Origin of the sequence: Paraburkholderia sp. XV, assembly GCF_020177535.1 — a bacterium.
GTDB classification, from domain to species: Bacteria; Pseudomonadota; Gammaproteobacteria; order Burkholderiales; family Burkholderiaceae; genus Paraburkholderia; species Paraburkholderia caribensis.
Genome location: NZ_JAGUUD010000086.1, coordinates 24,733 through 39,306, shown reverse-complemented (window position 1 = coordinate 39,306; position 14,574 = coordinate 24,733). Strand labels below are relative to the sequence as shown.

The following is a 14,574-nucleotide window of genomic DNA, read 5'->3' as shown; positions in this document are numbered from 1 at the left end:
CACGCTAACGAATCGCGGATGCCAGCGAAAAGGCCAAAACACCAAACGGCGACGCATGAGGCACGCTAACGCATCGCGGATGCCAGCGCAAAGCCCAAACAAAACCCGACCGACCGCCCCCAAAAGGCAAAAAAAAACGCATGCACAGGGGAGCACATGCGTGTGAGGTTGCCGTCACAGCGCTTCCACGCCGCCGGCAGGGAAAAAAGAAAAGCTCAATGCGTGACGCGAGTCACACCACCACTCGACAACAGCCGCACCCTCTCGCCAGCGCGAAAAATCTCACCCGTCGCACTTTGCGTAATGGCGCGCATATCGCCGTTATCCAGCCGCACGGTAATCTCGACGCCATCGCGCATCGCCGTGCTGTTCTCGATCGTGTTACCTGCGACAGCGCCCGCAAGCCCGCCAACAATACCCGTCAGTATCGAACCCCGCCCGCCGCCGATCGCGCTGCCAGCCACCGCGCCAAGCGCACCGCCGCCAATCGCCCCGATCCCGCTAGGCTGGCCATTGTTCGAGCTGATCTTGACCGCGCGCACGCTGTCGACAACGCCCATGCGCACCGTCTCTTCACGCTGCGCCTGCGATGACGTATAGACATCAGCAGAACTGCTGTTGTACGCACAGCCCGTCATGGCGAGCGAACCCGCAATCACCGCGCCCAGTACCAAGCGACTCAACGTACGACTCGTTGTTTTCATTCCCTCGACTCCAAACGGGCTCGTTTCGAGCCCCTCAAACCCGACCGGTCAGGCGCAGCGCATGCGCAGCAGGCACGATCCGCTTGCGTCAGGCGCCGTGCGGCAGTTCGTAACCGAATGCCTGCTTGAACCGTTCGTTGATCTCCGCGCGCGAAGGCGCGTAATTCTGCGGCCCTTGATGCTCGATCTTGAGCGCGCCCATCAGGCTCGCGAGACGGCCGGTGGTCGCCCAGCCCAGATCCTTCTCGATGCCATACAGCAGGCCACCCCGGAACGCATCGCCGCAACCCGTGGGGTCCAGCACCTGCTTCGCCTTGACGGCCGGAATCTCTTCGATGCCGCCTGCATGGTGAATCTGCGCCCCGTGCTCGCCACGCGTTACGATCAGCGCATCGACGTGGCTCGCGATCTCTTCGATCGGCCAGCCCGTCTTGTTGCTCACCAGCGCAGCTTCGTAATCATTGACTGCGACGTAGGTGGCAAGTTCAATCATGCGGCGCAGCGACGCGCCGTCGAAAAGCGGCAATCCTTGGCCCGGATCGAAGATGAACGGAATGCCCGCCGCCGCGAACTGTTCGGAGTGCTGGATCATCCCGTCGAAGCCGTCCGGCGCGACGATGCCAAGCTTCACGCCGGGCTGGTCCGCGCGATTCAGATGCGACTGCATCATCGCGCCCGGGTGGAATGCCGTGATCTGATTGTTTTCGAGGTCGGTCGTGATCATCGCCTGCGCCGAATACGTGTCGGGCAGCACGCGCACGTGCTGTTTCGACAGGCCGAGCGCGTCGAGACGATCGATGTACAACTGCGCGTCGACGGCGCCGAGCGTCGCCATGATATGTGCGTCGCCGCCCAGCAGATGCAGCGAGTAGGCGATGTTGCCCGCGCAGCCGCCAAACTCGCGGCGCATCGTCGGCACAAGGAAGCTGACGTTCAGGATGTGGACCTGTTCCGGCAGGATGTGCTCCCGAAAGCGCCCTTCGAAGGTCATGATGTTGTCGTAGGCGAGCGAGCCGCAAATCAGCGTAGCCAAGGCGAGCGTTCCTATAAGTGTCGATCGGATAAAAAAGGGTGCGACGACGTGACAGCGCCGCGCCCGGAGTGAAACGGGCGCGGCGCTGTGTCGACGCAAATATGAAGCTTACTTCAGCGCGGCGAGCGCTGCGTCATAGTTCGGCTCGTTCTTGATTTCGCTGACGAGCTCGGCGTGCACGACCTTGTCGTTTTCGTCGACGACGACGACGGCGCGCGCCGTCAGGCCCGTCAAGGGACCGCTCGTCACGTCGACGCCGTACGCCTGCGCGAACTCATGGCCGCGGAAGGTCGATGCCGTCACGACGTTTTCGATGCCTTCCGTCGTGCAGAAGCGCGAAGCCGCGAACGGCAGATCGCCCGACACGACGATCACAGCCGTGTTGCTCAGCTTCGCGGCTGCTTCGTTGAACTTGCGCGTGGAGGTTGCGCAGGTCGGCGTGTCGAGGCTCGGAACGATGTTCAGCACCTTGCGCTTGCCCGCGAAATCGGCGAGCGTCAGCGGCTTCAGATCCTTGCCGACGAGCGAGAAGGCGGGCGCCGCCTGGCCCACGGACGGGAACGTGCCAGCGACTTCGATCGGGTTGCCACCCAGCGTGACTTGACTCATGTTGTGCTCCGAAGATTCGTCAGGGATTGACGGGATGCGCGCCCGGTTCGTGCCGGGCGCGCGGAAAACCTGCGCGCCGCAGATCTGTCGTTACGGATAGAAGATCTGCACGCGGAAATTCGAGGCGACGGCATCGCCAGTGTCGAGGCGCACGATCATCGTCTGCGTCGTGCGGGCGGGCAGGCCCGCCGCGATCGGCGTGCCGGGTTTCACATAGTCTTGCGGCCAAAGCACGCGCCGCACGGCGATGTTGTTGTTCTCGTCGAGCAGCGTCAATTCGACGGCGGGATACGCGAGCGCGAGATCGAAGCGGTTGCGCAGCGGCATCTTCAGTTCGAGCTTGTGCGGACCGTCGACCTGCCGTAGGTCCGACGGCTCGACCAGCAGACCGTCGATATCGCGCGGCGGCTCGACCTTGCAGCCGAGATGCGAGCACGCCTTCACGAACAGCGGTTGTGCATCGGGCCACGCGACCATCACCGTTTCGCGCTGCCACCAGGCGAGTTGCACGAGCAGCATGAAGCCGAGCAGGCCCGCCGCGACGCCGCCCAGAATATGCCAGACGAAGCGGCTCGATTCGGGCGCGCGTGGCTCGCGCGTGACGGCGAATGCATCGGTGTCGCTGTCGGGTGTGGCGGCGAAAGGGGCGCCATATGACTCACGCGCGGCTGCGCCGAAGCGCGGCTCGAGATCGGGTTCGACCGACGGCGCCCCGAAGAAGGGTTCGCGCTCGCGGTTGGGCGCCGCCTGCTCGCTGTGTGCAGCGTGCTCTGCGGACGGGATAACGGTGCGGTCTTCGTCCTCGAATACGGGCTTGGCGGGATCATCCCGACGCGATTCGCGCAGCGCGTCGTCGAACGGGTCGCGCAGCGGCGCTTCCTGTTCACGCTTCACTTCGTTCGCGATCTGATCGTCGCGCGTCGCTGCGGGCTCTCGGAGCGCTTCGGGTTCGCGCCACGCGTGCGGCGGCTCGTGGATTGCCGGCGCGGCTTCGTGTGCGGGCGTTGCGCCGAAGGTGGGTTCCGCTTTCTGGTGAGCTTGCGGCTCATCCCGTTCTTCGAACTTCGGTTCCGCTTGCGCTTCGACAGCGGGCGCAACGTTTGCCGCAGCTTGCGCGGCGGCGGGCGCTTCCCGTCCCGTTTCGACGGGCGCTTCGCTGTGCGGTTCGCGAGCGACCGCCTTATCGAGGTGTATCGGTTGCGATTCGGTGAGTTCGAGCGTCAGCGGCGGCTGCGCGGAACGCGGAATCGTGACGGGATTGAACGGAATAGTCGACGCGTTGTGGCGGATGCGCCGGTCAATCGATGCGTCGGGCGCCGGCGCCCACGGGTTCCATGCCTCTGCGCGGAAGTCGGGCTTCTCCGCCGCTGACGCGGGTGGCGTTTCGCGAGCAGCGGAGGACGTCGGTTCGACCGGGGCCGCTTCGGCTTCGGCAGACGGCGCCGCTACGGGCGACGCCTGCGCGGCAGCTTCGTGTCGCGCCTCGACATCGACGTCCGGCTGCGCGGCTTGCGCAGCGGCGTGCTCAGCGTGTTGTTCGGCGTGTCGTTCGGCGTGTTGTTCGACGTGTTGTTCGGCGGACGCGTGGTCCGCGTGGGCATTGTCACTGCCGACGGACGCCTCAGCCGCATGCGCGTCGAGCGCGTCTGCCGGCTGCGGCGTAATTGTTTCTTCCACTCGCGTCACAACGGGCATTGCCACCGGGGCGGGCGGTGTCTCGACAGCGGGCTTTGCCTCGGGCGCCGGCGCGAGGCCGCCATTCGCGAGCGCTTCGAGCGTATGCGCCGTCACGTCGTCGATCGTCACGTGCTTCGCCTTGTCGACGCTCACGCCGCCGCTCACGTCGAACAGGCTGCTCGATGCATCGAACACTTCTTTGCAGTGGCCACAACGCACGAGCCCACGGCGCAGCGTGAGCTGCTCCGGCTGGAGCCTGAAGACGGTTTCGCAGAAGGGACAGCGTGTCGCTAGAAGCATATCGAGCCGAAAGACCGGTTAGCCCTTAAGGGGCCGGAAGCAAACAAATATGCGTTATTCTAATTGCTTTCGCGTCGCGTACCCGCAAGGCATACCCAGCCTTCGTGTTCGCGCCACACTGCAATGTCGATCCACTGCTGATACACACGTGCTACTTCATCCGCCTGCCGCGCGAGAATGCCCGACAGCGCAATGCGTCCACCCGGCTTCACCCTCGACGACAGCATCGATGCCATCAGTTTCAGCGGGTTCGACAGAATATTCGCGACGACGATATCGAACTCGCCCGCGGGGCAATCGTCGGGCAGCCCGTAGCTGACTTCGGCGCGATTGCGCTCGCTATTGTGGCGCGCGGACTCGACCGCTTGCGGATCGATATCGATGCCGATCACGGGATTCGCGCCGCACTTCTTCGCGAGAATCGCAAGGATGCCCGAACCACAACCGTAGTCGAGCACCGATTGATCCTGCTTCACGTTCTGCTCGAGCCATTCCATGCACAGACGCGTGGTTGGATGGCTGCCCGTGCCGAACGCGAGGCCCGGATCGAGTTCCAGCACCAGCGCAGTCGGGTCGGGTGCATCGTGCCATGACGGCACGACCCAGATGCGCTCTCCAATCGGAATCGGGTCGAACTGGGATTGCGTGAGGCGCACCCAGTCCTGTTCCTCGACCTCGCGCACGCTGAACGACGGCGCATCGGCGAGGCCGAGATCATTCGCAGCGGCCGCCAGCAGCACGGCCGGTTCGTGTTCCGGCGCCAGCAACGCAATCACGCGCGAATGCGTCCACGCGGTGCGCTCCGGCGTGAGACCGGGCTCGCCGAACAGCGGCTGCTCGTCGGGCGTGTCGGCATCCGCGTCTTCGACGGACACCGACAGCGCGCCCAGTTCGAGCAGCGCATCCGACAACGCTTCCGCGTGCTCGCGCGCGAGTTCGACGACCAGTTCCCGGTAGCTCATTGCTTACGCTTCTTCCGGTGCGGCTTGCAGCTTTGCCGCCAGCCGGTTTTCGAGGTAATGGATGCTCGTGCCGCCCTCGACGAACTTCGCGTCGAGCATCAGCTCGCGATGCAGCGGAATGTTGGTCTGAATGCCTTCGACCACCATTTCCGACAGCGCGATACGCATCCGCTTGATCGCCTGTTCGCGCGTCGCGCCGTAGGCGATCAGCTTGCCGATCATCGAATCATAGTTCGGCGGCACGAAATAACCGTTGTACGCATGCGAATCGACGCGAATACCGGGGCCGCCCGGCATATGCCACGACGTAAGACGACCCGGCGACGGCGTGAACTTGAACGGATCTTCCGCGTTGATACGGCATTCGATCGCATGTCCGCGGAACTGGATGTCGCGCTGGCGGATGGCGAGCTTTTCGCCTGCCGCGATGCGGATCTGTTCCTGAACGATGTCGATGCCCGTGATCAGTTCGGTGACGGGGTGCTCGACCTGCACGCGCGTGTTCATTTCGATGAAGTAGAACTCGCCGTTCTCGTACAGGAATTCGAACGTGCCCGCGCCAAGGTAGCCCATCTTCTTGCACGCGTCCGCGCAGCGGTCGCCGATGCGCTCGATCAGGCGGCGCGCGATGCCCGGCGCCGGCGCTTCCTCGATCACCTTCTGGTGACGGCGCTGCATCGAGCAGTCGCGCTCGCCAAGCCACAGTGCGTTCTTGAACGAATCGGCCAGCACCTGGATTTCGATGTGCCGCGGGTTCTCCAGGTATTTCTCCATGTAGACCTGCGGATTGCCGAACGCACGGCCCGCTTCTTCGCGCGTCATGTTGACGGCATTCACGAGCGCCGCTTCCGTGTGCACGACGCGCATGCCGCGGCCACCGCCGCCGCCCGCCGCCTTGATGATCACCGGATAGCCGACCGCGCGTGCAATCTTCACGATCTCCTTCGGATCTTCGGGCAACGCGCCTTCGGAACCGGGCACGCAGGGCACGCCCGTCTTGATCATGGTCTGCTTCGCGGTGACCTTGTCGCCCATCATGCGGATCGTGTCGGGGCGCGGGCCGATGAACACGAAGCCCGATTGCTCGACGCGCTCGGCGAAGTCCGCGTTTTCGGACAGGAAACCATAGCCGGGGTGGATCGCTTCCGCGTCCGTGACTTCCGCCGCGCTGATCAGCGCGGGCATGTTCAGATACGAGAGGTTCGACGGCGCCGGTCCGATGCAGACCGCCTCGTCGGCGAGCTTCACGTACTTGGCTTCCTTGTCGGCTTCGGAATAGACGACGACCGTCTTGACGCCGAGTTCGCGGCACGCGCGCTGGATACGGAGCGCGATTTCACCACGATTGGCAATGAGGATTTTTTCAAACATAGCGGATATTCGACTCATCAATGGGCGCCGCGGGCCCGGTTGGTTCGAAAGGGCGGGCGGCTGCCTCAGAGGATCGGTGGCGCGCCCAAAGAAGGCGGGCGCGCGGATGGCGAATGACTAGAGCGCGCCGCGTCAGCCGATCACGAAGAGCGGCTGGCCGTATTCGACTGCCTGGCCGTTCTCGACGAGGATTTCCTTGATGACGCCGGCCGCATCCGATTCGATCTCGTTGAGCAGCTTCATCGCTTCGATGATGCAGATGGTCTGGCCTTCCTTGACGGTATCGCCGACCTGCACGAACGGATCGGCGCCCGGAGACGGTGCGCGGTAGAACGTGCCGACCATCGGCGACGTCACGACATGGCCTTGCGGCGCTGCGGCTGCCGGCGTCGCCGGCGCGCCGACGGCGGGTGCTTCACCGCCGTGAGCAACGGGCGCCGCGCCCGGCGCAGCGTATTGCGGCGCGAAGTTGCCAGGCTGCTGGACGTAAACCGGCGGCGCGTTCTTGACGATGCGCACCTTGCCTTCGCCCTCGGTCACTTCGAGTTCGGAGATGCCGGACTCGGAGACGAGGTCGATCAGAGTCTTCAGTTTACGTAGATCCATGGGCTTTCCCCTTCAATGCGTGAAGCGCCGGCGGTTTGCCGCCAGCGCCGAATTCGTGTTTTGGGTTGTCAGTTGCGCGACGATCCGGCCGTCCCAACGGCCAGCCGGTCGAGCACATATTCGAGTGCGTACAGATAGCCCTTCCAGCCGAGGCCGCAAATGACGCCCTCTGCCTGGTCGGAGAAATACGAGTGATGCCTGAACGGTTCTCGACGATGCACGTTCGACAGATGAATCTCGACGAACGGGATGCCGACGCCCGCCAGGGCGTCCCGGATCGCCACGCTGGTATGCGTGTACGCAGCGGGATTGATCACGATGAAATCGGTCTTCTCGGTCCGAGCGGCCTGAATGCGATCGACCAGCGCGCCTTCGTGATTGCTCTGGAAGGTGGCCAGTTCGACGCCGGCGTCCGCTGCGCGGTCGGCCAGCGCCTGATCGATCTGCGGGAGCGTCACGCGCCCATAGACCTCGGGTTCCCGGGTGCCGAGAAGGTTGAGGTTGGGGCCGTGCAGAACCAGCAGTCGCGTCATGGTCGGTTCGTTTTCCGTGGAATTGGGCGCACTTTAGCGCCGATTAGAGAAATTTGTCTAGTTTCTCGAACGCGCCGCACGTCTCGCGCCCTTACCTGGATAACCGCAACTCGCCGAACTTCTGACATCTTATTGTGAATATCGCCCAATCTGAGGCAAAAAGTTCTCAACTAAATGTCAAAAAGTTGTCGGGATCAGAGCGCGTCGAGCGTGCGTTTCAGCTCGTCGGGTTTGATCTGGCCGAGTTTTGTCGACCGTACGACGCCTTTCGCGTCAATTACGACGGTGTAGGGCAAACCGCCTGCGTTGTTGCCGAAAGCGCGCGCGAGATCCGCGCCGCCGAAGCCGGCGACATAGATGGGATAGTTGACGGGCACTTTTTGTAGGAAGGCCTTGATGTTCTTGTCGGAGTCCACGCCCAGCCCGACGAACTCGATGCCCTTCTTCGAGTATTCCTTGTGCAGCGCCGACAGCGACGGCATTTCCTCGACACACGGACCACACCACGACGCCCAGAAGTTGATCACGACCGGGTGTCCCTTGAAACGGGCGAGCGACTGCGGCGCGCCATCGGCATTGGTCACTTTGGCCGCCCACAGTTGATCGACGGCATTGTTGTCGGCGGGGGCCGCATTCGCGACGCCCGCGAGGTCGTTGTTGCCGAGCAGCCAGTGGCCCGCCACCGCGCCGCCCGCTGTCGCGACGACAGCCACCGCCGCGATTGCCAGAATCCGCTTCATATAGAGAGTGTGTCTGTTAAGGGTTCAGTTCGTGGAACGCGCGGCGTCGCCCTCGTTGATCAGCGCCTGAACCGCGCGGACGTCGGCGCGGGCGGATCGTCCACGCGCGTCGGCGCGGACGGCGCCGCGCAGATCGTCGGTGCTGTAGAGCGCGAGGTGAATGCCCACGGGCTCAGCGTCGCGCCCTTCATTCGCCGGACGCCAGAGAAAGCTCAATGTTTCGACGTATCCGCGACCCGCAAAGTGGCGCGTTTCGGAAACGTCGTACTGCACGTTCGCGTTCAACAGGTAAATGGCAACTTCCTTCGGGTCGTCGCAGAAGGCTTGCAGATGAACATCGGAATGCTCACCGGCCGTCCCACCCAAAACCGCGCCTGTCAGATACGGGTTGAACGGCGCGAGCCGTTGCATCCAGTCCAGCGCGACTTCGCGCAGCCGGCGCAGCACGGCCGGCTGGCTGTCGCCCTGAAACAGCGACTGATATTCGCGGATTTCTTCCTCGATCTGGTCGTTATCCGGCAGCCATTCGCCGGCGACGCGCGTTTCCCCGACGACCTGCCGCGCAGCCTTGCGCTTCGCGGTCGAGTAGTCGAGCCCGTCTTCGGCGATCATCCGCGCAGCCGCGATGGCGATTTCCTCGCGCACGCGCTGCGGATCGAAATGTGATTTGCGAACCATTCGCCAATCATACTAGAGAAAGCCTGACGGTCTTTTTACGCCGCCGCCGCATCGGCGGGCCTTGAGCGGCGCTCCGGCGGCCGCGCGGCGTGGCCCGGAAAAGCACGTCCGATCAAGAACGGGCGGGCCTGTCGGTTACAATAGGCGTCCTTCGCGCGAGGGCTTTCCGGTCCCCGGCGCATGTCATCTTTCCACGCAAAACACGCCTTGCGGCGCGACAGCTTTATGCACATTCACATCCTCGGCATCTGCGGCACGTTCATGGGTGGTCTCGCGGTTCTCGCGCGCAATGCCGGTCACACGGTGACGGGCTGCGACGCCGGCGTCTATCCGCCGATGAGCACGCAGCTCGAGGCGCAAGGCATCAAGCTGATCGAAGGCTGGGGCGTCGAGCAGCTCGACCTGAAGCCTGACCTGTTCGTGGTCGGCAACGTCGTGACGCGCGGCAATCCGCTGATGGAAGAAATCCTCAATCGCGGCTTGCCGTACACGTCCGGCCCGCAGTGGCTGGGCGAGCATGTGCTGAACGGCAAATGGGTGCTGGCCGTAGCCGGAACGCACGGCAAGACCACGACCAGCTCGATGCTGACGTGGCTGCTCGAAGACGCGGGCATGAACCCGGGCTTTCTGATCGGCGGCGTGCCGCTGAATTTCGGGGTGTCGGCGCGGCTGACGGATTCGAGCTTCTTCGTGATCGAAGCCGACGAATACGACACGGCCTTTTTCGACAAGCGCTCGAAGTTCGTCCACTATCGGCCGCGTACTGCCGTCCTGAACAACCTCGAATTCGATCACGCGGACATCTTCGCCGATCTCGCCGCGATCGAAACGCAATTTCACCACCTTGTACGCACGGTGCCGGGCATTGGCCGGGTCGTGTCGAACGGCCGCGAGGCCGCGCTGGACCGTGTGCTCGCGCGCGGCTGCTGGAGCGAAGTGGAGCGCTTCGGCGTCGACGGCGGCTGGCAGGCGCTGCCCGCTGAAGATGGCGTGCCGATCGACGAGCGCTTTGCCGTCTATCACAACGGTGAGCGAGTCGGCGTGGTTGACTGGCAGGTGCAGGGTGAGCACAACCGCATGAACGCGATCGCCGCGATCGCCGCTGCGCGCCATATCGGCGTGCCGCCCGCGCAGGCCGCGAAATCGCTGTCGACATTCCGCAACGTGAAGCGGCGCATGGAAGTGCGCGGCAGCGTCGACGGTGTGACTGTGTACGACGATTTCGCGCATCACCCGACGGCCATCCAGACCACGGTTGCAGGCCTGCGCACGCGCATTGGCCGCGACAATACCCGCATCCTGGCCGTGCTCGAACCGCGCTCGAACACGATGAAGCTCGGCGTGATGAAGGCGCAATTGCCCGCTAGCCTCGTCGACGCCGATCTCGTGTTCGGCTACGGCGCGCCCACTGGCAAGGACGCACTCGGCTGGAACCTGGCCGAAGCGCTCGCGCCGATGGGCGACAAGGCGCAAGCCTTCAACGACATCGGCGCCCTCGTCAAAGCCGTCGTCGAAGCCGCGCGGCCGGGCGATCAGGTGCTGGTGATGAGCAACGGCGGCTTTGGCGGCGTGCACCAGAAGCTGCTCGACGCGCTATCGGCGCGTCCGACGGCGCAGGCGCGGGGCGTCGCGTGATTCTCTATCTGCACGGCTTCCGCTCGTCGCCCAATTCGTTCAAGGCGCGCGTGATGGCCGAGCGTCTTGCGGCGCTTGGCCGCAGCGCCGAATGGTGCTGTCCAATGCTGCCCGTGTCGCCGCTGGAAGCCGTGGCGCTCGTCGAAGAACGGGTCGCGGAGGCGAATCCGGCGCAGGTGACGGTGATCGGCAGTTCGCTGGGCGGCTACTTCGCCACGCATCTCGCCGAGAAGCATGGCTGGCGCGCCGTGCTGCTGAACCCCGCCGTCGTGCCGCAGCGCGATCTCAGTCACTATCTCGGCGAGCAGCCGCTATGGCACGGCGGCGGCAGCATCGTCGTCGAGCCGCGTCATCTTGATGAGTTGCGTGCGCTAGGCGTCTCGCGGATCACCCGCCCCGAACGCTATTATCTGTTTGCCGCCACCGGCGACGAGGTGCTCGATTACCGCGAAATGCTCGCGCACTATCCCGGCGTGCAGACCAGACTGATCGAAGGCAGCGACCACGCGATCAGCGAGTTTCCCGACTATGTCGACGACGTGCTCGCGTTTTGCGACGCCGCCGACACCGAGCCGCCCGCACCACGCGAGGCGGCATGATCCGATGATCCGCACACGCCGCGCATGCCGCCCTTGATGAAGCACGAGGCACGCGCGTTGCGGACCACCACACCGAACACGACGCCGACGCGCGAAGCAACCGCACTGCGCGCCGGCCGACGCAAGCCAGAACGAGAGTATTGAGTGAACGTTTTCTTCGAGGAATCGGGTAGTTTCAAGGCCGGCAGCGTGATGTCGCGTCAAGGCGACGCGTTTCAGGTCGAGCTGCCGGGCGGACGCCGCGCGAAAGTTCGCGCGAAAGACGTGCTGATGGAGTTCGAGAAGCCGTCGGCGGGCGAACTGATGGAACAGGCCGATGCCGCCGCACAGGACATCGATCTGGACTTCCTGTGGGAATGCGCGCCCGAAGACGAATTTCCGTTTGCCACGCTCGGCGCCGAATACTTTGGCGAGTCGTTCGGGCCCGTGGAGCGCGCCGCGCTGATTTTGCGCATGCACGGCTCGCCCATCTATTTCCGCCGCAAGGGGCGCGGCCAGTATCAGCGCGCGCCGGAAGAGCAGCTGAAGATGGCGCTCGCGTCGCTGGAGCGCAAGCGTCAGCAGGCGCTCGTGCAGCAGGGCTACGAAGAGGAACTGAAGGCGGGCCGTCTGCCGGACGGATTCCAGAGCAAGGCGCTCGGCCTGCTGACGAAGCCCGACAAGAACTCGATCGAATACAAGGCGCTCGAAGCGGCAGCGGCGGCGCGCGGTATTTCGATGGCGCGTCTGATGCTCGAATGCGGCGGCATTCCGTCCGCGCGCGCGCTGCACGAAGCGCGCTTCCTGTCGGAATTCTTCCCGCACGGCACGGGCTTTCCGTCCGTGACGGTCGGCGCGTTGCCGGAAGATCTGCCGCAAGCGGAAGTCGAAGCGTTCTCGATCGACGACGTGACCACGACGGAAATCGACGATGCGTTCTCCGTGGAGCATCTCTCCGACGGACGCGTGCGGATCGGCATTCACATCGCGGCGCCGGCGCTGGGCATCGAACGCGGCGATGCCGTCGACGCGATCGCGCGCGGCCGTCTGTCGACCGTCTACATGCCGGGCGACAAGATCACGATGCTGCCCGATTCCGTCGTCGACAAATTCACGCTGGCCGAAGGCGGCTTGCGCCCGGCGCTGTCGCTGTACAGCATCGTGAACCGCGAGACGCAGGAAATCGTCGTGAGCGAAACGCGCGCCGAACTCGTCTACGTGAAGAGCAATCTGCGTCACAACACGCTCGACGAACTCGTCACGGAGGAAGCGCTCGCCAATGGCACGGGCGACTATCCGCACAAGGAAGACATCGCGGTGCTGTGGCCGTTTGCGCAGGCGCTGTTCGAGAAGCGCCAGCTCGCGCGCGCCGGGTTTGGCCTGAAGCGGGAAGTGCAGCGCAATACGGACTTCAACTTCTATGTCGACGGCGAGCATGTGAGCATCACGCCGCGCCGCCGCGGTTCGCCGCTCGATACGATCGTCGCCGAACTGGCGATTCTCGCGAACTCGACGTGGGGCGCGTTCCTGCACGATCACGGCGTACCAGGCATCTATCGCTCGCAGCGCGCGTTCGGCGCGCCGACGGGACCGAAGCGCACGCGGATGCAGACGACGGCCGCGCCGCACGAAGGCCTCGGCGTCTCGCAGTACGCGTGGAGCACTTCGCCGCTGCGCCGCTATGTCGACCTCGTCAACCAGTGGCAACTGATCGCGTGCGTGCAGCACGGCGTGACGGCGAAGCTGGCCGCGCCGTTCAAGCCGAAGGACGCCGATCTGTTCGCCGTCGTGCAAGGCTTCGACGACACCTACACCGCGTATGCCGATCATCAGCGCCGGATGGAGTATTTCTGGTGTCTGCGCTGGCTCACGCAGGAGGGCAAGAAGCAGGTGGTCGCTGCCGTCGTGAAGGGCGATCTGGTGCGTCTCGAAGAGGTGCCGCTGTTGCTGCACGTGCCGGGTCTCGGCGTGCATGCGCGCGGCACGCGGCTGATGCTCGAAGTGATGTCGGTCGATGAACTGACGGTCGAGGCATCGGTGCGGCTGTTGCACGTGCTCGACGCGCCGACCGTGACGAGCGGCGCGGAAGAAGAGGAAGAGGCCGAAGAAGAAATCATCGACGCCCCCGACGAATCCGCCGAAAGCGAAGCCGAAGCGCAAGCCGAAGCCGATACGGCAGCAGCCGAGGGCAACCAGCCCGCCGACTCGAACGATTCGACGCAACACGCGACGGAGCAGGGCCAATGACGACCGACACGACCACTCGGCGCGACCGCTACGCGGTGATCGGCAATCCGATTGCGCACAGCAAGTCGCCGTTCATTCACGCGCGTTTTGCCGAACAGACGGGTGAACCCGTCGAATATGGCCGCCTGCTCGCGCCCGTCGATCAGTTCGTGCCGCATGTGCGCGCTTTCATCGCCGAGGGCGGGCGCGGCATGAACGTCACCGTGCCGTTCAAGCTCGACGCGCACGCGTTCGCGACCACGCTGTCGGCGCGCGCGGCGGCGGCGGGCGCGGTGAATACGCTGCGCTTCGAGCAGGATGGCGGCGTCTACGGCGACAACACGGACGGCTTCGGCCTCGTGCGCGACATCGAGGTGAACCTGGGCGTGTCGCTGAAAGGCGCGCGCGTGCTGCTGCTCGGCGCGGGCGGCGCGGCGCGCGGCGTGGTGCTGCCGATGCTCGAACGCAAGCCGCAATCGCTCGTCATCGTGAACCGCACGGCTTCGAAGGCCGAGGCGCTGGTTGCGCAATTCGCTGGCGCGGCCCGCGACGCCGCATGCCGTCTGACGGGCGGCAGCGCGCAGACGATCGAAACGGGCGCCTACGATGTGATCGTCAACGCGACGGCAGGCAGCCTCGACGCGTCGCTGCCCGAGTGCGACGACGGTGCGTTCGGCGCGGGCACGCTCGCCTACGACATGATGTACGGCGCGCAGCCGACCGTCTTCATGCAGCACGCCAGCAAGCTCGGCGCGCGCACGGCCGACGGCCTCGGCATGCTGGTCGAGCAGGCGGCGGAGTCGTTCTTCGTGTGGCGCGGCGTGCGTCCCGACGGCGCGCCCGTGCTTGCCGCGCTGCGCGAGATGCTGCGCGCACCGCAAAGCGCGTGAGCGTTAGCGCAACTGGGCGCAAACGGCGCGCG

The 14,574-nt window shown here is 64.8% G+C and carries 14 protein-coding genes and 1 pseudogene; 4 read left to right on the top strand and 11 right to left on the bottom strand.

Annotated elements, in window-relative coordinates; genetic code table 11:
• Positions 1 to 215 precede the first annotated feature (215 nt).
• The 11 genes and pseudogenes from KFO72_RS30470 to KFO72_RS30425 all read right to left on the bottom strand — a co-directional run bounded on the left by KFO72_RS30470 (position 216) and on the right by KFO72_RS30425 (position 9,213).
• Positions 216 to 704, bottom strand: coding sequence for a glycine zipper 2TM domain-containing protein (locus tag KFO72_RS30470; protein ID WP_036002534.1), 489 nt, complete (start codon positions 702 to 704; stop codon positions 216 to 218).
• Between the two features lie 88 nt (positions 705 to 792).
• Positions 793 to 1,737: a carbohydrate kinase family protein gene (locus KFO72_RS30465; protein ID WP_062915795.1), complete on the bottom strand. Its 945-nt coding sequence runs from the start codon at positions 1,735 to 1,737 to the stop codon at positions 793 to 795.
• 108 nt (positions 1,738 to 1,845) lie between these two features.
• A complete protein-coding gene (gene tpx / locus KFO72_RS30460; RefSeq protein ID WP_007743647.1) occupies positions 1,846 to 2,346 on the bottom strand; it encodes a thiol peroxidase in 501 nt (166 codons plus the stop codon).
• A 90-nt stretch (positions 2,347 to 2,436) separates the two neighbouring features.
• Entirely contained in the window at positions 2,437 to 4,218 is a 1,782-nt protein-coding gene (locus KFO72_RS30455; RefSeq protein WP_412101811.1) for a DUF3426 domain-containing protein, read from the bottom strand.
• Positions 4,219 to 4,323: pseudogene (locus tag KFO72_RS42615) on the bottom strand (MJ0042-type zinc finger domain-containing protein); the annotation flags it as partial. It lies immediately after the preceding gene.
• A 59-nt stretch (positions 4,324 to 4,382) separates the two neighbouring features.
• Positions 4,383 to 5,285: a 50S ribosomal protein L11 methyltransferase gene (gene prmA, locus KFO72_RS30450; protein WP_054929018.1), complete on the bottom strand. Its 903-nt coding sequence runs from the start codon at positions 5,283 to 5,285 to the stop codon at positions 4,383 to 4,385.
• 3 nt (positions 5,286 to 5,288) lie between these two features.
• On the bottom strand, positions 5,289 to 6,656 hold the full coding sequence (gene accC / locus KFO72_RS30445; RefSeq protein WP_036002540.1) for an acetyl-CoA carboxylase biotin carboxylase subunit: 1,368 nt from the start codon (positions 6,654 to 6,656) through the stop codon (positions 5,289 to 5,291).
• 132 nt (positions 6,657 to 6,788) lie between these two features.
• Complete coding sequence (accB, locus tag KFO72_RS30440) at positions 6,789 to 7,262, bottom strand: acetyl-CoA carboxylase biotin carboxyl carrier protein (protein ID WP_054929017.1); 474 nt, start codon at positions 7,260 to 7,262, stop codon at positions 6,789 to 6,791.
• 68 nt (positions 7,263 to 7,330) lie between these two features.
• Positions 7,331 to 7,795, bottom strand: a complete 465-nt coding sequence (aroQ, locus tag KFO72_RS30435) for a type II 3-dehydroquinate dehydratase (RefSeq protein WP_036002542.1) — start codon at positions 7,793 to 7,795, stop codon at positions 7,331 to 7,333.
• A 194-nt stretch (positions 7,796 to 7,989) separates the two neighbouring features.
• Positions 7,990 to 8,535, bottom strand: coding sequence for a TlpA family protein disulfide reductase (locus KFO72_RS30430; RefSeq protein ID WP_224101767.1), 546 nt, complete (start codon positions 8,533 to 8,535; stop codon positions 7,990 to 7,992).
• A 24-nt stretch (positions 8,536 to 8,559) separates the two neighbouring features.
• Positions 8,560 to 9,213, bottom strand: a complete 654-nt coding sequence (locus KFO72_RS30425; protein WP_054929015.1) for a hypothetical protein — start codon at positions 9,211 to 9,213, stop codon at positions 8,560 to 8,562.
• Positions 9,214 to 9,438: 225 nt separating this feature from the next.
• Here KFO72_RS30425 and mpl point away from each other — a divergent pair, with 225 nt between their 5' ends.
• From mpl to aroE, 4 genes are all read left to right on the top strand, one after another.
• Positions 9,439 to 10,848, top strand: a complete 1,410-nt coding sequence (mpl, locus tag KFO72_RS30420; protein ID WP_060599662.1) for a UDP-N-acetylmuramate:L-alanyl-gamma-D-glutamyl-meso-diaminopimelate ligase — start codon at positions 9,439 to 9,441, stop codon at positions 10,846 to 10,848.
• On the top strand, positions 10,845 to 11,447 hold the full coding sequence (locus KFO72_RS30415; protein WP_225033686.1) for a YqiA/YcfP family alpha/beta fold hydrolase: 603 nt from the start codon (positions 10,845 to 10,847) through the stop codon (positions 11,445 to 11,447). Before mpl ends, KFO72_RS30415 begins: the two co-directional genes overlap by 4 nt.
• A 144-nt stretch (positions 11,448 to 11,591) precedes the next feature.
• A complete protein-coding gene (locus KFO72_RS30410; protein WP_054929012.1) occupies positions 11,592 to 13,673 on the top strand; it encodes a ribonuclease catalytic domain-containing protein in 2,082 nt (693 codons plus the stop codon).
• Positions 13,670 to 14,542, top strand: coding sequence for a shikimate dehydrogenase (gene aroE / locus KFO72_RS30405; protein WP_224101769.1), 873 nt, complete (start codon positions 13,670 to 13,672; stop codon positions 14,540 to 14,542). Before KFO72_RS30410 ends, aroE begins: the two co-directional genes overlap by 4 nt.
• Positions 14,543 to 14,574 lie beyond the last annotated feature (32 nt).